Raw genomic sequence first — 20908 nt, forward strand, 5'->3', positions numbered from 1 at the left:
TAATCGATACGTATAATTCAAGGACTTTTAGTTCAAATTGAATTCAGGTGCAGAATGTTCCAAAAGCAAGACTCAATAAAAGGTTTCACACTTAAATATACGGGAGTAAAATTTAAAGAGGAAGATGTTTCTGTTCATGGAATGGAAGCATTGCGAAAAAATTTCTCCGAAATGGGCGCCTTAGCCATACGATTCCAATTGAGTTTAGCCCAGTTTTCTGCTTTGATTGAGCCAGTATGCGAAGAGAACTATGAGGAAAACTCTATTGAACATACCGCCGAAGGGAAAAATCAATCTGATGTGTTTGGTCTTTCCAAGGGAGGCTCTACAGTGTCACAAAATACGAAATTGTTGGAAAAATCCAGCCATTATAGTATTGGAAAAGGGAAAATATTAAATGAGCGCAATCAAGCGCTTAAATATCCAAACACAGAAAATCTGCATGGCGGCGAATCAATTTGGGATACCATTCATTTTTCGGTCTGGCAAACAGGAATCAGTCTCAGTAGCAAACTTTCAAAACAAGGATTTCTATATCTTTGTCATCCAAAAGGAGTTGACTCCCAGCAATATCAACTTATTACTGAAGAGTTAGATAAAGGCAAATTTGAAATTATCACAGAACATGACAAAAAAATTGTTAAAACACATTCGGGAATGGTATTAGAAACATCAAGCATCCCATCGAATACTAAAATCGATCTTGATCCTGAGCATACTCAAACATATCAAGATAATGGTTTTGTAGTTAATGTAAATGATCGGCTTGCGCCTATGGGTTGGATTATTAAAGAAAGTAATAAAAAATTAGTCAAGCCAGAGCATGCAGAAGATATAATTCGAGTAATACGAATTTCAAAAAGTGGTTTTCGCCGCTTACCGGAAGACCAAGGAAAATTATTAATGCTTGGTTTAATGAAAGGTAACGAACATATTCTGCATACACAAAACCGCTCATTCAATGCGATGGATATTCTTCTTGAAATTTTAGAAAAGGAATATGGCTTTGATCCGTCACAATTAATGGATTCTACCATCATAAAAAATGTATATAAACAAATGCAAAGCAATGTACAAGAAAAAGATATCGTAGAAGATCTCTTAACATTGAATCTTGCATTTGAAATGGTTCAGCCTTTAAAGGCAACCTTAGCAAAAAGTGTAAGACACCCTTTATTAAAGCATTTGACTAACTCCTATGCAGTAAATCAAAACACGCTTAAAGCAATTATCTATGCTTTTGATTTGCAGAAAAAAGATGATAGTCCCGCTCTCTATTTAGATGGGAAGATGCCCATTTCAACGGATGAAGGATTAATTGATGTGCGAATTAACGGACAGTTGGCGAATCCTGATTTAACAAACCCTAAGCATACAGCTGGATTGTTATCCATTGCAGTTCTTGTTTCAGAGCAAATGCTCATGGAACAATTGCTGCGAGATACAGTTCATTATGGAGAAGAACATCCTAATGCACGAGCACTTAAAGCCATATTAAATGATGATGAGTTGTTTTTAAAATTAAGAGAAGACGCATCAAATTTACCCACTAATGAAAATGGGCCAATTTTAGGATTACAATTTACTTACTGCGAAGGAATCATTACTCAACTCAGAGAAAAACTTGGTACGAATCACCTTATTGAGGTCGTTCGCCAATTAGAGAGTGGAGAGTCAATGGATATTAATCCTGATGCAATAACCGCTCTTAATAACTTATTTACCATTGGTGTAACCCTACAGCAACTTGAAGGAACCTCAGGCGCCAAAGCCAACTCAAGAGGAATTAATGGGGGATTAAGTTTAGTAATACAAAAACTTGCCCCTTCACTATATGATGAACTTTCTGGTAGGACTCCTCCTACTCCTGTATTGCAAACAAAATCCGAGGTAGAAAAGGCAAGTAGTGAGCTGGAAACAATGGATGTCTGCCCTTTCATTAGTGGTAAGTTAGGAAGTAAATCTATTGAAAATCCTCATCAGCAAAAAGATCATGAATTAAAGAAAGAACAAACCACGGGATCATGGTGTGGTTTCTTTACGAAAGTAGTTGTTACAACAGGATTAACTGCTGCAAGTATTTATTTTGGCAGTCAGATGCTATAACGAAACATAGCCCGTATTTTGCATAGCGAAGTATGGGCTTTCACTTATACTCTAAATCTATCTCCATCCCGAAAAACATATTTCTCATTTTTTTCAATTCAAACCTATACTAAAAGAATTAATATTACATGGACGATTCTTATGAAAATTTTTCGTGGATTACTGCTGCTCTTTTCATTAATTTATCAAAGCGCTTATGCTGAAAAACCACTTTCTCCACCAAGCGGACAATCACCTCAATGCGAACAAGCGTATGAAAGCTCTGGCCAGATTAAAACAATAAATAATGTTTTTAGTACGTTATCAAATGTCTGTCATTCTGCTGGCGGGATGAAATTAATGCATAAAATCTTAATATCAGAACATTCGAATGAACCAACAGGGGTTTTATTTACCTGTACAGGGGAAGATTTAAATTTTGTTGTTTTTACTTGTCTCTTTTCAACAAATGTTGGGAGCTTATAAATAATAAGAATACTTACTAAATAAAAATAAGAAAATGATTTCTTTATAACCTGCAACCAATTTCTATTTATTTTTAGATATAATCGCATCTGCATTTTTTAGATTAAGTAGGAAAAAACACTATGGGATCAGGTGCCCTTATTATTTTATCTGCAATTGTTCATGCTGCCTGGAATTCATTTGCAAAGAAAACATCAGAACCTTATTTTGAAATATTAGGGATAATGAGTTTTGCCACAGTTTTTTCCTTACTCTTTATTCCTTTTTTTAATGCCCCTTTATTTCCCAATGTAAACTCATTTTTATGGTCATTAGTTTCTGGGTTATTTGAGGCTGGCTATGTGATCACATTAGCCATTAGTTTAACGCAATCATCTCTAGGTAAGGCCTACATTGTTATGCGTGGAATCGCTATGATCATAGTTTGGTTTATTTCCATAGAGTTTTTAGGCGAGCAGATTAGCTTATTCAATATTTTTGGAATATTTGCTGTCTTTTTTGGGCTAGCATTGACTGGAAAAACCTTTGAAGCAGGCCATTCAAGACAAATACTCTTTCCGTTTATATGTGGGATCTGTATTGCGGGATATCACCTATGCTATGGACGCTCTTTAGCTCATGGCGCTAATCCAGCAGCTTTATTTGCAGCGGCGATGTGGATTGCGCTACCTGGCATATTTTTGTTAATGAATAAAAAGCAACGTCAAATACTTGGTGAGAAAATCAAAATTAGCTGGAAAGGCATGTCATTTGGTGGGGCTTTAAGTGCCTTATCTTTTTTATTGTTTTTATTGGGATTGCGTTATTCAGAAGCAGGTCTGGCAATTACCTTACGGAATACATCAGTAGTATTTGCACAAATATTCGCCTATTGGATTGGAGAAAAAATTTCTCCCCTACAATGGTCTGGGGCACTACTTGTCACTTTAGGGGCATGCTTGTTGTATCCTTATTAAAAACACAAAAAAGTACATTGAATAAAATGACGTCATCGCTTTTATTGCAAAAGTTTACAAGGGTTTGACAGACTATAAACAGACTTATCCACAGAAAATGTGAGTAACTTAAAAGGATTATTTTGTTTTTAAAAGAAAAGAGGATAAGTACGTAAAGACTTTCTCATAACCAATAGATGATGATTTGACACGAAGTGAAATAAATATCCACAGATACTGGATAATTAAAAAAAGAATTAGACGTAGCTATCTTAACAAATAAAGAATAAAAAAACAGTCTTGACTCACATAATTTTCATTTTATTTAGATTTTAATGGTCAAATTTTTACACTAAAAATAACTATTGGTACAGATAACGTTCGAGACAAAATTGCAAAGGGCTTTATCGACGACCCAAGACGTATTGTGGTAAAATTATATACACTTTTGGCTTTTAGATGATATTAATAATACTTACACATGTCCTCGTTAACAACAATCAGCATTTACATTTATTGTGTATTTTTTTTAATATGTGCCTTGATTGAATCGATGTCATTTAATGCACTCGACCTATCAGAACAAGAAATTGTATCGAATCGCAAAAAACTTCCTTTTATGACTGATTTAAACAGTATTATTAAAGTATTTTTCTTTTCATTCATCGTTATCTGTATTACGCTTTGGCAAATGCGATATAAAACATATTTATACAGTAATACCCAAGAACTGGTGTTTCTTTATCATGTGTTTATAGTTTTTTTTGTTGTCGCATTTGTACCCATAATCAAATACTTGCAAAGCGACATTCGAAATGAACGCTTACCCAAATGGTATCTTAAAAATATATTAGTTGGGGATTACATTCATCTATTGGGTATTTTATTTGCGTGTTATGCGTCAATTCCTAATTTTTAACGAGCGTGTAGCCTGGGTGCAGCGCAACGGAACCTGGGTTTCGCTACGCTGCACCCAGGCTACTATACTCGCCCTGCTCTCACCCAGGGTTTATAGATTAGAAAAAGAAATGAATGTTAATTCATGTCACACTACAAGAGGAACAATTTTATAGGGCACCAGTTCACAATATTTTTTCCAATCATAACCATACTTAGCAGAGCAACGTTTATCATCACGAAATGCTCTGTCAAAGAGCAAAACCGTTAAAAAGCAAAGGTAAAAATACGGTGCAAAATTATCAAATAAAGCTGGGACAGACCAAAAAAATGTGCCTGCAAGCTCTGGAATATAGTGAAAATGCCTAGCGATTCCCCACCACCCAGAAGCAAGTAATATGGTTTGTTTTTTATCTCCTTCCGTAGTCTCGTAACGAGCCAACACCATGACGGGTTTTTTGCCCCAGATTTTACATTCGCCTTGAGTCGCTCGTGCAACAAGTCTTTGTTTATCTGCAAGATAATTAATAATAATGCTGGCAAAACCTAAGACCAAAATGAGGGTTGCCCATACAAAAGATAAATGAATCGGATGGAGTACAAGATACATACTTGGCGAGGTATAAACGCACGGAACCCATACCATGCACCCCCAGCAAATATAAAAACCTGCGCGATCATGCATGATGTCCAGAGAACGTAAATAACCCTTTTCCCACATATAAAATTTACTCAGATAGACAAATTGCAAGAAAACGGAAATTAACATTGAGTTCGATAAACCACCTAATTCTGCTTGTTTGGCACAATAAGAAATAAGAAAAAGCCCCCAGCTCATCATGCCAAAACGGCATGTAATAAATTTTTTAATACTCCACCCCAGAACTTGAGGATAGAGTTCTGTTCCCCAATAGTAATCAAATAATATATTCTTGGTTATTCCCGAATCGGTTGTAGAAGGAAAAAAACGTCCTTTGAGATACAAAAATATGCAAAAGATAAGGCTCAACAAATTCAATGCTCCGAAAAGAGCTCCGAGATTGTCATAAAGAATAGAGGCTGAGAATAAATTGAAGCCAAACGATGCAATACAAAAGGTTGTCATCGTGACAATAAACGCCAAAACACCATTATCTTTATAAACCGGGACATTCCCTTTAGGCGTAATCGGACCATTAAATGATTTTCCTGGCAGAATACGCATTAAAGCCAGTTCAAATACAGCAAAAATTAAAATAATTTTCCAAGCAATAAAAGATCCCCAAAAATAAGGCGTCCAGACTGAAACTATTGTTTGCAAAAAACCGTTTTGGAGCATTAAATCCCACAGAGCAGACAAAGACCCTTGAAGTTGGGTATTGGTGTACCACATTAACATGACAAAAATAGGGCATGAAAGGATAAGAAATAAGGGGCCTAAGGTATTCCTAATATTGAAATTCATAAATGCTTCCTTACATTTTTAAAAGACTCAAGAAGATCATAATACAGGAATTTTTTTTATTTAGTATCCTTTTAATTAACGGATAAAAGCGAAAAGTAAAAACAAGAAATGATGCTGTTTATCCTTCTAATAAAACGAGTATCTATTTGCTTTAGTTACTACTTTAATATTTAATTTATTGTATACACACTCTAAAAAGTGAATATCATGTCCCAATATCATATCGAACGTATGACGCAGGAAGAAGTTTCAATTGCTGTAGAATGGGCACGGAAAGAAGGTTGGAATCCAGGATTAAATGATGCAGAATGTTTTTATCATACTGATCCGCAAGGTTTCTTCGCTGGCAAATTAAATGGTCAAATTATTGCTGTCGGTTCTGCTGTAGTTTATGACCAACATTTTGCTTTTTGTGGTTTTTATATGGTAGATAAAAAATATCGAGCCCAAGGCTATGGGATGCAATTAACACGTGCTCGGCTGCTGTATGTTGGTGATCGAAACGCGGGTATTGATGGAGTACTCGATATGGTCGATAACTATGCGCATATTGGTTATCAGTTTGCACACAGTAATGCACGCTATGCTTTAGAACATGTCCAACTGACTCCAAAGCCTGATCCAAATTTGGTTGAATTAAAGACTGTTCCTTTTGACCAATTAACTCAATACGATCGTCACCATTTTCCTGCCCCAAGACCGAAATTTCTCTCCGAGTGGATAAAACAAAATACTGCTTTGGCTCTTGGTTATGTGCAGGAAAAACAATTAAAAGGTTATGGAGTAATCAGGAAATGTTTTGAAGGATATAAAATAGGCCCCTTATTCGCTGATACCCCTTTCATCGCTGAAAAACTGTTTGAGCAATTGGTCGAATATGCTCAAGGTGAAACTGTTTATCTCGATATTCCTGAAAATAATCCCTTAGCAGTTAATCTAATAAACAAATATAAGATGTCTAAAGTATTTGCAACTGCACGAATGTATTTAAAAGGAACACCTAAACTATCTATTGAAGGCATTTATGGTATTACCACCTTTGAACTAGGATAAGCATGCGTGATTTAGTGGGTTATGGATCAGAAGGGAACAATTTTTTTTGGCCCAATAAAGCAAAAATTGCCATTAATTTCGTGATTAATTATGAAGAAGGGGCAGAATTAAGCCCCATCCATGGTGATTCACATGCGGAAACTAGTGGTGCAGATTTTCCTTTTATACCCAAAGCCAAAGGACAACGAAATCTGAGCATGGAATCGTTTTATGAATATGGGAGCCGCGTAGGCATATGGCGGCTATTGCGCTTATTTGACCATTATAAAATACCGCTTACATTTTTTGTTACCGGACAAGCATTGATATTGAATCCTTTGTTAGCCGATTATCTGGCACAACAAAGCCATGAAATAGCAGGACATGGATGGCGCTGGATAAATTACGCCAACATCCCACGAAAAGTTGAAAAGAAACATATTCTTTTATGTATGGAAACTCTGGAAAAATTAACCGGACATAAACCCAGAGGATGGTACACAGGACGACGAAGTGAAAGCACACGAAAATTATTGCTTGAAATCGGGGGGGTTCTCTATGATTCAGACAGCTATGCGGATGAATTGCCATATTATAGTGAAAAGCATTTAATAATCCCCTACTCTCTTGACTGCAATGATTTCAGATTTACAACGACACCAGGTTTTACCGACGCCAAGGCATTTTATGAACGATTAATGAATACGTTTCATTATCTTTATCAAGAAAAACGTCTCGCACTAATGACTATAGGCTTGCACCCACGCCTGAGTGGAAAGCCAGAACGTTGTCTTATGTTAAAACACTTTTTAGAGCATGTAACACAATATCAGGATGTTTGGATAGCAAGACGAATTGATATAGCTCAATTTTGGTTGGAAAAATCACCCCCTGAATAACGAACTGATGCTTTGTTTTTTTCAAAATAGACACAACCACCTTGCTATGTTTAGCCCAGCCTTTCTATAGCTAAAAATGTAGCCTGGGTGCAGCGCAGCGAAACCCGGGTTTCACTTCGTTTCACCCTGGCTACAAACTACAAATTAAATGAAATTAAAAACAGATAATCCCTGAATCAGTACAAAACTTTGTTGTGCAACTTCTAAATTATACAATTCCTGTTTGAATTCAGTTGCGGCAGCTAATGGGTCAACCTCTTGTAACCGTTTTAAAATAATTTTGCTTTGTTCAATTAAATCAGAGTTTGCTGTTTCAGCATGTTCTAACTGATTTAGGCGAGCTCCCAGGTTGGCCCGAGCATCCAAAATAGTGGTTAATGAACTATCTATTTGTGCCAATATTTGATTGTTTACCGTTGTTGCAGCTGCCTTTTCCGTAGCACTGGAATAGGGTTGATTCAAATTATTAATCATATTCTGGATCGTTGCAAAAACTGACTCATTTTGAGAAGGGCTAATTAAAAAAGCATCACCTGGATTTGGCACTCCTGAGACTTTCATTTCCATACCATTAAAACTAACACTCATCCCCTCCTCGTATAAAGGGGCATCATCAGGCAAACCTGTGGGAGGAATTACATTCCCGCTTACTAGTCCACTAACCATGACGACTAGCTGTCCCTGTGAATTTAGTGCAAAACTCATGGTGTAATTATCAGGCACATAAGCTGAGGGAGTAGTTACCGAACCCGTATTTAATGATGCAGTTCCTGTATTAGGAGTACCTGTTTGTTTAATCGTAAAACTGCCATTCCCATTGGGTATACGCATGAAAAGAGCATCACCTGGATCATTGACAGCCATTTGTAAACTACTGGCAACAAGCTGAAAACGCTGTGTACTGTCTCCATTATATACATATTGCCCTGATGAATTAATTGAAAAAGGCAAGGTTGTAGTTTGAGCACCACTAAACATATAATCACCATGAATATCTTTTGTATTTGCATAATCAAGCAATTCGTTCAAAATGATATTCGCTTCGATTGCTAATGCCTTACGATCCTGTTCAGATAATGTTGCATTACCTGCCTTAACCTGAATTTCCCGCAAACGCTGTAAGCTGGTTGTGCAATCATTCAAAATGGATTCTTCCATACTCAGCGCACTATCAGCGCTTTCACGATTTTTTTGCAGGAGCTCGGTGATGCTTATACGCTGGTTCATTAGTTCGATTTGCGCAAAAGCGATGGGATCATCAGATGAATAACGTACCTTTAAAAAATTTTCGCTTAGTTGCTCTTGCAGTTTCGCTACTCGTTCTTGCTTGAGTAATAAACTGCTCAAACTGTTCTGATAAATTTGATTTGTTGAAATACGCATTTATCACCTCATTATTTGAAAAAGAATTTCCATCATTTGATTGGCTATTTCCATCAGCTTCCCTGCAGCTTCATATGCTTGCTTGAATTGCAATAAATTTTCCGCTTCCTCATCCAGATTAACTCCACTAATACTTTCCTGATAATCTACAGATTGTTTATATAAAACTTGAAATGCATCACTGCGATTTTTAGCCTCATTCGTTAGACTTCCTGAATCAGAAAGTAAATCAGAATAAACGTCAAAAAGTGTTTCTGTACCGTTAGAAAAAATATCTTGTTGCTGAATTCCGGCTAAAAGTAACCCATTACGGTTATCACCATATCCCCCCTGGTTGTACTGGGCTGTAAACTGATCACCAGTATTTGGGGCTCCGGATAGAGTAATAGAGTAAGACGGATTGATATTGTCCGGAATCTCAATCACATTATCTGTATTGGGAACAAATGTAATTGGGCCAGTTGTAATACCATCAGTAACGTTAATCAAATTGAATTGAGTTGGAGAAATAAAATCAACAGTATATTGTTTTGTAACCTCTGTCGTATTTATTACAGAGCCCAAGTCGATTTTTCCCTGCCCTGTATTGTTTAAGGAAGCGCTGGTTTGCACAGGTGATGCAAGTGCTAATTGACGAGGATCACTCATCAATAGAGCAAAATTTACAGCAGCTCCACGGGTAGGCATAAGTGTAAAAGAATCATTATTTACCAAATTAGCTATGTTATCTACAGTAATAGTCATCCCATCAACTACAATTTGACCTGCAGGAGGAGTTGGTGGATTGCTAGTCCAATTTAAAGTGACAGCAGAACCATCAGAATCACGAATGAGTGTTACCTGATTTGCTCCTGCATTGGTAACAACTAATTGGTAATCACTTATTTGGGTTTGTGAAATATCAGAAATATTCACGGACAATACTCCAGACCCTGCATTTGTTGCTGCCTCAATCGAGCGTTTCAGTTGCAAAGCTTGACTGTTATAATCAGTAAAAATGTTCTGCCCTAATTGATTGTTCAAATCCATACCCAAACGATTTTGAGCATTGAATGTCTGTGCTAAACCAATCGCCATTTGACCTATTATTTGACTGGTTTTAGATAAAATATTTCGTTCATAATCCAGTAAACCACCTAATGTTCCACTTGCCAGTTGATTTGTAATATCTGTTTGTCCTGCACCTGTATCCAATGAAATATGAGTCCCTTGTGCTGTTAATTGATCATAACTCACAGACAAAGCACGCTGTGTTGCTCCAATCACCAGCATTTGACCACTGCCAATACCCACATTGACCATCCCATTATTCTGCTCCACAACAGTTAAATCAGAGTATTCGGACAGTTGCTTGAGTAATTCATCCCGTTGATCCAACAACTCAGGTGAATTAGGCGAGTTCATTATTTGTCCGTTCACAGCGGCAAGATCTGATGTTATTTGATTGATTTTATTTGCTATTTCCTTTATCTGGGCTGTGGAGTTTTCTTGATATTGATCGAGATTTTGTTGTAAGAACAAAAATTGGCTCGCTAATAATTGACTTTGGCTCATAACAACATTTCGCGACGCAACGCTGTCTGGCGCATTATTTAGTTGGCCTAACGAATCAAAAAAGGATTGCAAAGACGAGGAAAGGCTGCTGCCATCCTGAGAAAGTAACTTATTAATTTGTAAGGCTTGTTGGTAAAAAGTATCGTATTGAGATTTAATGCTTTGGGTACTTCTCACTTGTGCATTAGCAAATTGATCCACGTTACGGGAAACATTATTAACCGCTACTCCAGTACCAATAAACGAGCCCGCAAACTTACGCGTGGGAGTTGCAGTAAATTGAATGCTTTGTCTTGAATAACCTCGAGTTTTAATATTTGCAATATTATTTCCAGTAACACTCAAAGCGTTTTGAAAAGCATTCATCCCCGAATAAGCAATACTTAGTATTGACATAGTGACTCACTCCCTGACCTAATATTCAAATGTCCATCAAACGTGTTCTAATAACTCACAGCGTTGAATTGCCTGATTTAATTCATCGCCATGATAAATTGATAAAATTTTTGTACCATACTCAGGATCAGTCGCATATCCTGCCTTATGTAACTCATTGACATAAAGCTCTGGGTTTCCGGTACTGGCCAAAGCATTTTGATAACGCTCACTGCCTTTGATTAAAGAAATATAATCATTAAAGCTATGCTCAATTGACGAATATTTTCTGAACGATGCATTGACTTTAATTGGTGTATCGGCAATATACTCTGTAGTTTTAACATTTACTGAGTCAAACTCGTTACCACTAGTCGACTTGATATTGAACAAATTATTGCTGCTGGTCCCATCAATATCCTTAGTGACAAATTTTCCCCATCCTGTTTCCAAAGCTGCCTGTGCCATTAAAATTTTAGGATCCAAACCAATAAGTGACGCAGCGTGTTTTGCCTGGGGCCAAATTGACTTGACGAACTCATCAATTGTAGTAGTTGCTGGTATCTCCTGTTCTGCAGCCTTAACTGGAATAGCAGGTAAAGAAGAAGGAAGCTCCGTCTTAGCAGGTATACTCTTTGCTGGTTGTTCTGCGGTAGGCAGATTATGTTCCATTTGTTTTGCAAGCATGTCGGCCAAACCAATACTCTTGGAATTTGCAATAGTACTCGCATATTGAGCATCTAGCATATCCTGAAAAGTTTCCCGATCTTTGCCTCTAAATGGGCTAGATTCATCAAGAAAGTGCTGCCCCATACGCATGCTTTTCAACATGGATTGTAAGAATATTCCTTCAAATTGCTTGGCTGCATCAGGCAGCGCTTCTTTTGCATTATTTTGAGCTTGAACTTTTAGTTCGTTTAATGCATTAAAATCACTCGTTGCAATTCCATGTACGGTCATATTAATCCTTTATCTTAATCGATGATGCTTCATATTTTTCATCAGACTACACACCTATATCACAATTAATGTGGCATTTAATGCACCTGCTTGCTGTAATGCTTCAAGGATCGCAATCACATCTGCTGGAGTTGCGCCAACAGCATTAATACCTCGAACAATATCTTTTAAGGTCACACCACGTGGCAAGACAAAAGCATGGTTATTTTTTTGATCAATCGACACTTGTGACTGCTGTGTTGAAACTGTTCGTCCATTTGCAAAGGCATTAGGTTGGCTTATCACGGGGGTCTCAGTCACGCTAACCACCAAATTACCATGCGAAACCGCAGCAGATTTAACAATGACATTAGAAGATATAACCACTGTTCCCGTACGTGCATTAATAATAATTTTAGCCATTGCCTCAGCGGGTTTAAATTCTATATTTTCCAACACGGAAACATAATCCACACGTTGTGCCATTTTTTTAGGCGCTGTAACAACTACTGAAGCGGCGTCTAACGCTCTGGCAGTTCCCGGTCCCATCATTTCATTAATGGCATCACTCATACGTTTCGCGGTTGTAAAATCCGGAGTATGTAAATTAAAGGTCAAATTTTTTGTAAAATAAAAAGGATTAGGTATATCTGCTTCAATAGTTGCACCGTTCGGGATTCGCCCTCCGCTAGGAACGTTTACCGTAACACTTGTACCATCACTTCCTGCAGCACTTACACCTGATACAATCACATTTCCCTGAGCTATAGCATAAACTCGTCCATCCGCTCCTTTCAATGGGGTCATTAACAAGGTACCGCCTAATAAGCTTTTTGAGTCACCAATCGACGAAATATTGACATCCAGGGCCTGTCCCTTTTTCATAAAAGAAGACAGACTTGCTGTCACCATAACTGCAGCCATATTTTTTGAATTAAGCTTGGTTCCTGGTTGTATGTTAACACCTAATTGAGTAAGCATGTTTGCAAAGGTATCTTCAGTATATCGAGTACCTGTTTTATCTCCGGTACCATTTAAGCCAACAACCAAACCATAACCAACCAACTGGTTCGTGCGCACACCAGCCAAAGTAGCAATGTCTTTAATGCGTTCGGCATAAACATGATTTGATATCAAGTTTATCGCAAACATCCATGTAATTATCAGCAATCGCCGCATTACAATTCCTTAATTAAGCACCTTATAAATACAAATCCCTTTCTCATGATAAACCGAAGCTGTAGTCAAGTAGATACTCCATTTATATTTACCTTTATTTAAATTACAGATTAGGGTTAGGTTGGGAATAAGGGCCCCCACATAATTCGTGCTAACCATCCCTGAGCATTCGTATTATTCACTTGTCCTGTGCCACCATAGGCAATACGAGCGTTAGCCAGACGATCTGAGGTAATGGAATTATCAGCCCGAACATCTTGAGGACGAATAATACCGGATACACGTACATACTCCTCACCTTGGTCGATTTTAACCCACTTTTCCCCCTGAACTACCATGTTGCCATTTGCCAACACTTGAGCCACAGTAACGGAAATGCTCCCTGCTAACTTATTATTCTGTACTGCCTGCGCAGAACCATTGAACTGTCGCCGATTGTTCAAGTCAAAATCCATACTGTAACCACTACCAAAGGATATTGGCCGCCCCAAAAAGAGATTGTTTTTGACTACGTTAGTATCTGTTTTCATCTGTTGCAGTGTTGCATTTTTTGATGCATTGGTGCTTTCAACCAAAAAAACGGTAATGATATCGCCAGCGTGCCTTGCCCTTGGTGTTTCGAAAAGAGGCAATGCCGTTTCAGCGCTATAAATAGCTCCGGACTCTTTCCTCAACTCCTTTGGATCCGGTGTTGTAGGATATGTAGGTGCGTAATCAGGATCCTTCCCACGCTGGGGAGGATTAAACAGTTCGCATCCACTCATAAGCATGACAACTGAGCTTACAACAAGCAAATTAAATAATTTCATTAATGAAATCTTCTTAAACCGTTTGATTCAAGTATTGCAACATGTTATCCACTGTCTGGATACCCTTTGCGGTAATTTCATAGCTTCTTTGAGCTTGAATCATATTGACTAACTCTTCAACCACATTCACATTCGATGCCTCCAAAGAGCCTTGCAACAAGGTACCTACACCCGAATTTCCTGGATTATTCAGTGTTGCGGCACCACTCGAAGCAGTTTCTATAAAAAGGTTTTGTCCTATAGGTTGAAGCCCTGTCGGGTTAGTAAAATTAGCGAGTTGGATGGTTCCAAGTACCGTTGGCGTATTGCTTCCAACCACAGTAGCACTGACTACTCCATCAGTACTAATTGTGACTCCTATTGTTTGAGTAGGAACATTTATTGCAGGTTGCAATGGATATCCATTAATATCAACAAGCTGACCCGTGTTATCCACTGTAAAAGTACCATCACGCGTATAAGCTTGAGTACCATCAGGCATTAAAATCGTAAAAAATCCTTGCCCCTGGATCATCAAATCATAAGGATTACGTGTATTTTGTACACTTCCCTGTTCAAATATTTTTTCTGTAGCCGCTAAATGGACGCCTGCACCTGAATTTATTCCTGTTGGAATTAACGAGTTCTCTGAAGATTGGGCACCAGCCTGGCTTGAATTTTGATAAAGCAAATCCTGAAATATTGCTCTATCTTTTTTAAATCCAGTTGTATTAACGTTTGCCAAATTATTAGCAATAGTAGCGATATTTTTTTCTTGTGCTTCCAAGCCTGATTTACTTACCCATAATGCTGGTTCCATGGAGCTCCCTCCGCAATTATTTTTATTTTTCAATTAAATTGGTTATCATTCCTGCAATACTTGTGCCAGCTTTTGGAAATTGTCCTCAACAGTGGATATCACCTTCATATGCGCATCATATTCACGTCCTGAGGTAATCATTTCTACCATCTGATCAATAGCATTCACGTTAGAGCCTTCAATGGCTCCGCTTCTGATCTTAACACTCCCATCAGCAGCAGCTGGAGTTCCACCATTCTTTAATTGGAATAAACCTTCTGAATTTTTAACAATATTATTTTTATCGAGCGTAACTAACTTAATTCTATCCAGTATGGCTGCACTTTTAGGATCACCACCCAATGGAACAACTGTAATTGTGCCATCAGTTCCTATATTAACGGATTGGGCAGGGGGAATCGAAATTGGGCCACCATTTCCCAAAATAGGATGCCCGGAAGCCGTTGTTAATAAGCCATTAATATCCAAACGTAAGTTTCCAGCTTTAGTATAAGCCTCTTTGCCTTGACTACCTACTGCAAACCAACCATTACCCTCAATTGCTATATCTAAATTGCGCCCTGTTGTCATAATCTCACCAGGGCTCAAATCAACTGCACTCTGATTTTGTATCGAAAAGGATGGCCCTTTTCCGGATCCATCTGTATTTGCATACATAGTTTGTGCTTGATACATATCCGCTTTAAAACCTGGAGTACTCACATTCGCCAAATTATTGGCGATTATCTCCTGGCGTTTAAAGCCGACCCGCCCCCCACTAGCAGCATTATACAAGATAGGATCCATGAGTTACCTCCTAACGCATATTAATAATTGTTTGTGTGATTGCATCACCAGCACGAATCGACTGAGCATTTGCTTGAAAATCACGTTGTGCACTAATCAAATCGACTAATTCACTGGTTAAATCAACATTAGATTGCTCTAACATACCTGATTTAATAGCGCCAAACCCTCCGGATGCAGCAGTACCAACTAAAGGTTGTCCTGAAGCAGATGTTTCAGTCCAACACACATTTCCCATGTTTTGTAGGCCTGTAGGATCAGCAAAGTTAGCTAATTGAATTTGTCCCATAGCCATAGATTGGCCATTGGTATAAATTCCCAAAATAAGTCCGTCATCATCAATACTCAGACTCGCTAGGCTTCCTGTGGTATAACCATTTGAAGAAGTAGATTGAACACCAAAGGGACTTCCAAACTGCGTACTGTTTGATAAATCAATATTTAAATTTAAAGGATTGGCACCATTATTCAAATTAAGTGACAGTGGGATCAAATTTGTGCCAATAGGGGCTCCCCCTGGACCTGCAACCCCGACAAATGATCCATCCGAATTAAAATTCACTTCGAACAAATTTGTTGTATTATCTGTTCCAACATTAGTTGGAACATTTTGGTTATCAATTTGGAAAGCAACGTACCATTGATTCTCTGTACCTGGAGGAGTTGACGCATTGGGCTGTCCTGCTGCAGCAGCAGAATCCGCTTTGATAAAATACATACTAAGCACATGCGAATTTCCCAAGCTATCATAAATAGTTAATGATGTTGGATTATTATAAGAACTGCTAAGTGGCGCAGCGCCACCAATCCAATCAATGGCCGGAGGAGTACTTTGTGAATTCAAATTGACACCGGTCGTCACCGTGGTACTTGCCTGCGGACTTATATTCTCTGTATTGATCTGTAGTTTTCCAGAGGTTCCTGTGATATTTCCATTGCCATCGGAAAGGAGTCCAGTAAGATATTGCCCATTTGCATTGGTAATATAATTTTGGTTATCCAAATTGAACTGACCTGCGCGCGTGTACACCGCACCACCACCTGGATTATTTAAAATAAAAAAACCAGAACCATTCACTGCTAGATCCAGGCTGTTTGTACTGCCGGATAAATTCCCAGATGCGAACGATTGCTGAACTTGAGTCAGCATCACGCCACTTCCTATAGAAGTACTGCCTGCACCAAAGCTGCCATAACCGCCAAAAGCATAAATATCACCGAAATTAGCGCGAGACCCCTTGAATCCTACAGTTGAAGAGTTTGCAATATTATTGCCTATAACATCCAAATTACTTGTTGCTGCCTGAAGTCCACTTAATGCTGCGTCAAAAATCATTTTAGCCTCCTGCTTTTAAACTGATATTTGTCTTACCTGATCCAATGATACTGGTCCAATCCCTGCTACATTCAATTTTAAGCCTTCTCCATTTTGACCAAGGCTTACACTATCGACATTGGCAGAGGTCATTGTTTTTAAAGATACTTCTTTCCCTCCATAAACAGCATGTACTTCAATTTTATATTTACCTTCTTTCATACGATTATTGTCGCCGCCAGTGCCATCCCAACTAAATTGAAAAAATCCAGGAGTAGGCTGTCCTAAAGGAATTGTTTTTATCAGTTCACCAGATTCTGAATAAATTGATGCACTCAAATTACTTAGACCTGGTGGAATATCAACTGCTGCCTTTGCATCACCCTCAGTACTCAGTTGAAGGGTCTGGCTATTAACCAAAACCTTACGCCCCACTAAAGCTGAGGCTTGCAAAGCCTGATTTGATTGCAGAGAAGTTGCCATTTGTTGTAACGACTCTTGCATTTTAGCAACACCATCATTCGTGCTAAACTGTGCTAGTTGTGATAAAAACTCACCATTTACCTGCGGTTGCATCGGATCTTGGTTTTGAATTTGAGCAACCATTAAACGTAGAAAATCTTGTTGCCCCAAACTGTTCTTCGTTACCGAATCGATTTGATTATTAAACGATGGGTTAGATGCGTTAGTTCCATTAACTGAATTTGTCGACATTCCACTATTCTCCCTTATTCACCCAACTTTAAAGTCCGTAGCAATAGTTGTTTTGTTGTATTAAGCAATTCAACATCCATTTGATATGACCTTGAAGCAGAAATCACGTTTGCCATCTCTTCAACATAGTTCACATTCGGTGTATAAACAAATCCATCTTTATCTGCCAAGGGGTTATCAGGTGCATAACGTTTTCGAGGATCTAAAGCACTCTCATAAGTTCCTTTAAGTTGAACCCCTCCTGATACTTGTTCCCCCATCCATTGATTTGCCTGCGCCTGCACTGCTTTGAATATCGGATACTTCGCTTTGTACGTCTCATCAGCACTCCCTGACTCTACATTAGCATTACTCATATTCTCGGCGCTAGTGGTCAAACGCGCTGTTTCAGCGGTCAATGCTGAACCCGCAATATTAAAAATTGCACTTAATGTCATGCTTATTCTCCTTTCAGCGCAAGCATCATGGATTTGATTTTACTATCAAGAAAACTCAAGCTGGCCTGGTAGTTAAGGGAGTTACGTGCAAATTCAGTGGTTTCCAAATCTTTATCCACAGTGTTTCCGTCTAAAGACATTTGCGATGTCACTCGGTATTTCAAATTCGCCGAAAAATCGGCGTTTGCGTTAATATGATTAGGCGAAGTAACTTCCATCTTTTGTGAACCGCCAGCCATACTGGCTGCTAAAAATTCGTTGAAATCGATATCTTGCGCTTTATAATTGGGTGTGTTGACATTGGCTAAATTGTTCGCTAGTTGTGATGCCCTGTGGTCACGTGCTACTAAAGCTTTAGCATGTATTCCAAAATATGAATCCAGATCTAACGCCATATTTTCCCCCTTAAAGTAAGTACAACAAGAAAAGCAAACATTGTGCCAATTTCAAATAAGTGAGAAAATAAGCGGGTTATAAATTGGGGAGATCAGCCACATGTCAAAGAATCATACTCTTCCAGAAAACGCGATTGAGCAAGTAAAAACCTACCTATTAGAATTACAAAATAAAATTTGTTCGAGACTTGAGCAACTTGATGGCCAAGCACAATTTATTGAAGATGCCTGGGAACGACCTACAGGTGGTGGTGGAATTACTCGTGTTTTAACACAAGGCTCAGTCTTCGCAAAAGCAGGTGTCAATTTTTCTCATGTCTCTGGAACTCATCTTCCTGCTTCAGCAAGCGCACACCGTCCCGAATTAGCAGGCAGAAATTTTAATGCGCTCGGTGTATCATTGGTCATTCACCCTGATAATCCTTATGTACCTACATCACATGCCAATGTTCGCTTTTTTCTTGCAGAAAAAGATGGTTCTGAGCCAGTTTGGTGGTTTGGTGGTGGATTTGATTTAACACCCTATTATGGATTTGAAGAGGATTGTACGCATTGGCATCAAACCGCCTTTCGAGCCTGCCAACCTTTTGGTCAAGCAATTTATCCTAAATTTAAACAATGGTGTGATGATTATTTTTTTATCAAGCATCGAAATGAAGCACGTGGAATAGGTGGCTTATTTTTTGACGATTATAATGAAATAAGCTTCAATCACAGTTTCTCTCTGATGCAAAGCATAGGTGATCATTATATTGAGGCTTATGCCCCAATAGTGTCGCGTCGTAAGTCACATCCTTTTGGTGAAAGAGAAAAAGCATTTCAACATTATCGCAGAGGACGCTACGTAGAATTCAATTTGGTATATGATCGTGGAACCTTATTTGGCTTACAATCAAATGGCAGAACGGAATCGATTTTAATGTCCTTACCACCTGAAGTCACCTGGGAATACAATTGGCAACCTAATGCACATAGTGCAGAAGCAAAACTTTATACTGATTTTCTCCCAGCACGCGATTGGTTAGCGTAACTTTATATGGATAGTATAAGCTGGGTGAAGCGCTCTGTATTTCCGGGTTTCGCTGCGCTTCACCCAGGCTACATCCTACTCTATTATTTTTCTGGCAAAACCACCCTCTTAAGATAAATCCTCGCCAGCAATGCAGCAACGGCATTTAAAAAGCTCAAAATTAAAAAAATTTTCGGAATTGCAGCACTAAAATGTAATAAACCAATAATCATAAACGTCCCTATCACCATGAATAGGGCATTATAAATGTTATTGGTTGCAATAACCCTGGCTCTGGAGTTAGGGGGGCTAGCAACCTGTAAATAGGTATACAATGGAACTACAAATAAACCTGAGCTAAAAGCTAACATAAATAGGTCAAAAGCAATACGCCAATGGTTAAACCGCGTAAAAAAAGTATTTAAAGTAAGGAGTGAACCTTGCTCTGCCAAAGGGGTAGCCCAATATAAATCCAAAGCAAAACAGCTAAAAGCAAACATGGCCCAAGGAACCATAGACAAACTAATCCGCCCTTGAAAAATAAAATTCACTGTCACTGAACCGCATGCTATTCCTATGGAAAATAAAGCAAGAAATAATGCAAAAACAGCATTATTTGCTCCTAAAACATAATTTGTATAATCAGGCAGCTTTGTCAGTATTACTGTTCCTAGCAACCAAAACCAAGATAAAATCAAAATAGATAATAAAATACCGAAATGTTCAGTAACCTGCTTCAACATCTTATATGTTACGCGCCAAATCAGCATATCGACTTTTATCTTTTCAGAGGTAGATGGGGCTCTTGGGATAAATAGACTTGAAGTTAAACCAGCAAGCGCAACAATCACTGTCAAAAAAACCGCCATATAAGGTTTAGGATTGTTCATCCCGATGGATAAAGAGCCCAGGGTAGTTCCTAGCAAAATAGCGATAAAAGTGCTTCCATCAATTAAACCTGTTGCACCTAGTAAGTCTTTCTTAGGTAAATGATCAGGTAAAATGGCATATTTTATTGGTCCAAAAAAAGTTGAATGTACTCCTAAACCAGTCAAGGTAAGCATCATCAGAAAAATATTGCCCCAATATAGAGAAACGCTACCTATAATCATTAAAATTAATTCTAATATTTTAATGAACCGAGTCATTAACGCTTTATCGTATTTGTCTGCTAATTGTCCAGCAGTCGCCGAAAGAAGAAAAAAGGGTGTTATAAACAAAGCACCTGCTATTGCTTGATAGAATTCAGATTGAGCTTGGTCATGTGTTAAGTGGTAACTAATCAGAGTGAGCATCGCTAGTTTGAATGCATTATCATTAAATGCACCAAAAAATTGAGTAAGAAAAAAAGGCAAAAATCGACGTTCTTTTAAAAGGTAAAAAGCACCAGTGCCCATTGGCAAAACTCCATTGATTAATATAACCGTTCATATGTA

At 38.2% G+C, this 20908-nt stretch carries 20 protein-coding genes; 7 read left to right on the plus strand and 13 right to left on the minus strand.

Annotated features, from left to right (window positions below; genetic code table 11):
* Positions 1-54 precede the first annotated feature (54 nt).
* From ceg17 to Lani_RS01700, 4 genes are all read left to right on the plus strand, one after another.
* Entirely contained in the window at positions 55-2106 is a 2052-nt protein-coding gene (gene ceg17 / locus Lani_RS01685) for a Dot/Icm T4SS effector Ceg17 (RefSeq protein WP_019232072.1), read from the plus strand.
* Positions 2107-2247: 141 nt separating this feature from the next.
* Positions 2248-2571 (plus strand): hypothetical protein, encoded by a 324-nt coding sequence (locus Lani_RS01690; RefSeq protein WP_019232071.1) that lies wholly within the window; start codon positions 2248-2250, stop codon positions 2569-2571.
* Between the two features lie 122 nt (positions 2572-2693).
* Complete coding sequence (locus Lani_RS01695; protein ID WP_019232070.1) at positions 2694-3527, plus strand: EamA family transporter; 834 nt, start codon at positions 2694-2696, stop codon at positions 3525-3527.
* 532 nt (positions 3528-4059) lie between these two features.
* The gene (locus tag Lani_RS01700; protein ID WP_019232069.1) at positions 4060-4425 is read left to right on the plus strand and encodes a hypothetical protein; all 366 of its coding nucleotides are present in this window, start codon (positions 4060-4062) and stop codon (positions 4423-4425) included.
* Between the two features lie 126 nt (positions 4426-4551).
* On the opposite strand, the gene Lani_RS01705 is transcribed toward Lani_RS01700, so the two are convergent.
* Complete coding sequence (locus Lani_RS01705; RefSeq protein ID WP_019232068.1) at positions 4552-5847, minus strand: phosphatidylethanolamine N-methyltransferase family domain-containing protein; 1296 nt, start codon at positions 5845-5847, stop codon at positions 4552-4554.
* A gap of 207 nt (positions 5848-6054) precedes the next feature.
* Between Lani_RS01705 and Lani_RS01710 the strand changes: the two genes are divergently transcribed.
* Both Lani_RS01710 and Lani_RS01715 read left to right on the plus strand, forming a co-directional pair.
* Complete coding sequence (locus tag Lani_RS01710; RefSeq protein WP_019232067.1) at positions 6055-6900, plus strand: GNAT family N-acetyltransferase; 846 nt, start codon at positions 6055-6057, stop codon at positions 6898-6900.
* 2 nt (positions 6901-6902) lie between these two features.
* Positions 6903-7778 (plus strand): polysaccharide deacetylase family protein, encoded by an 876-nt coding sequence (locus tag Lani_RS01715; protein WP_019232066.1) that lies wholly within the window; start codon positions 6903-6905, stop codon positions 7776-7778.
* Between the two features lie 144 nt (positions 7779-7922).
* Here Lani_RS01715 and flgL read toward each other — a convergent pair whose 3' ends face one another.
* From flgL to flgB, 11 genes are all read right to left on the minus strand, one after another.
* A complete protein-coding gene (gene flgL / locus Lani_RS01720; RefSeq protein ID WP_019232065.1) occupies positions 7923-9161 on the minus strand; it encodes a flagellar hook-associated protein FlgL in 1239 nt (412 codons plus the stop codon).
* Positions 9162-9164: 3 nt separating this feature from the next.
* Entirely contained in the window at positions 9165-11111 is a 1947-nt protein-coding gene (gene flgK / locus Lani_RS01725; protein ID WP_019232064.1) for a flagellar hook-associated protein FlgK, read from the minus strand.
* A gap of 36 nt (positions 11112-11147) precedes the next feature.
* On the minus strand, positions 11148-12050 hold the full coding sequence (gene flgJ, locus Lani_RS01730) for a flagellar assembly peptidoglycan hydrolase FlgJ (protein ID WP_019232063.1): 903 nt from the start codon (positions 12048-12050) through the stop codon (positions 11148-11150).
* Positions 12051-12104: 54 nt separating this feature from the next.
* The gene (locus tag Lani_RS01735) at positions 12105-13208 is read right to left on the minus strand and encodes a flagellar basal body P-ring protein FlgI (protein WP_019232062.1); all 1104 of its coding nucleotides are present in this window, start codon (positions 13206-13208) and stop codon (positions 12105-12107) included.
* Between the two features lie 116 nt (positions 13209-13324).
* Complete coding sequence (locus tag Lani_RS01740) at positions 13325-14017, minus strand: flagellar basal body L-ring protein FlgH (protein WP_019232061.1); 693 nt, start codon at positions 14015-14017, stop codon at positions 13325-13327.
* A gap of 13 nt (positions 14018-14030) precedes the next feature.
* Complete coding sequence (flgG, locus tag Lani_RS01745; protein ID WP_019232060.1) at positions 14031-14816, minus strand: flagellar basal-body rod protein FlgG; 786 nt, start codon at positions 14814-14816, stop codon at positions 14031-14033.
* Positions 14817-14861: 45 nt separating this feature from the next.
* Positions 14862-15602 carry a flagellar basal-body rod protein FlgF gene (gene flgF / locus Lani_RS01750; protein WP_019232059.1) on the minus strand — a complete coding sequence of 247 codons (741 nt, stop codon included), beginning with the start codon at positions 15600-15602 and terminating at the stop codon, positions 14862-14864.
* Between the two features lie 10 nt (positions 15603-15612).
* A complete protein-coding gene (flgE, locus tag Lani_RS01755) occupies positions 15613-16938 on the minus strand; it encodes a flagellar hook protein FlgE (RefSeq protein WP_058388361.1) in 1326 nt (441 codons plus the stop codon).
* Positions 16939-16953: 15 nt separating this feature from the next.
* On the minus strand, positions 16954-17631 hold the full coding sequence (locus Lani_RS01760; protein WP_019232058.1) for a flagellar hook assembly protein FlgD: 678 nt from the start codon (positions 17629-17631) through the stop codon (positions 16954-16956).
* A 14-nt stretch (positions 17632-17645) separates the two neighbouring features.
* Entirely contained in the window at positions 17646-18068 is a 423-nt protein-coding gene (flgC, locus tag Lani_RS01765) for a flagellar basal body rod protein FlgC (protein ID WP_019232057.1), read from the minus strand.
* Positions 18069-18070: 2 nt separating this feature from the next.
* The gene (gene flgB / locus Lani_RS01770) at positions 18071-18463 is read right to left on the minus strand and encodes a flagellar basal body rod protein FlgB (RefSeq protein WP_019232056.1); all 393 of its coding nucleotides are present in this window, start codon (positions 18461-18463) and stop codon (positions 18071-18073) included.
* A 100-nt stretch (positions 18464-18563) separates the two neighbouring features.
* Between flgB and hemF the strand changes: the two genes are divergently transcribed.
* On the plus strand, positions 18564-19493 hold the full coding sequence (gene hemF, locus Lani_RS01775; protein ID WP_019232055.1) for an oxygen-dependent coproporphyrinogen oxidase: 930 nt from the start codon (positions 18564-18566) through the stop codon (positions 19491-19493).
* Between the two features lie 83 nt (positions 19494-19576).
* On the opposite strand, the gene Lani_RS01780 is transcribed toward hemF, so the two are convergent.
* Entirely contained in the window at positions 19577-20869 is a 1293-nt protein-coding gene (locus tag Lani_RS01780) for an MFS transporter (RefSeq protein WP_019232054.1), read from the minus strand.
* Positions 20870-20908 lie beyond the last annotated feature (39 nt).

It is taken from the genome of Legionella anisa (genome assembly GCF_001467525.1).
Taxonomy (GTDB): domain Bacteria; phylum Pseudomonadota; class Gammaproteobacteria; order Legionellales; family Legionellaceae; genus Legionella; species Legionella anisa.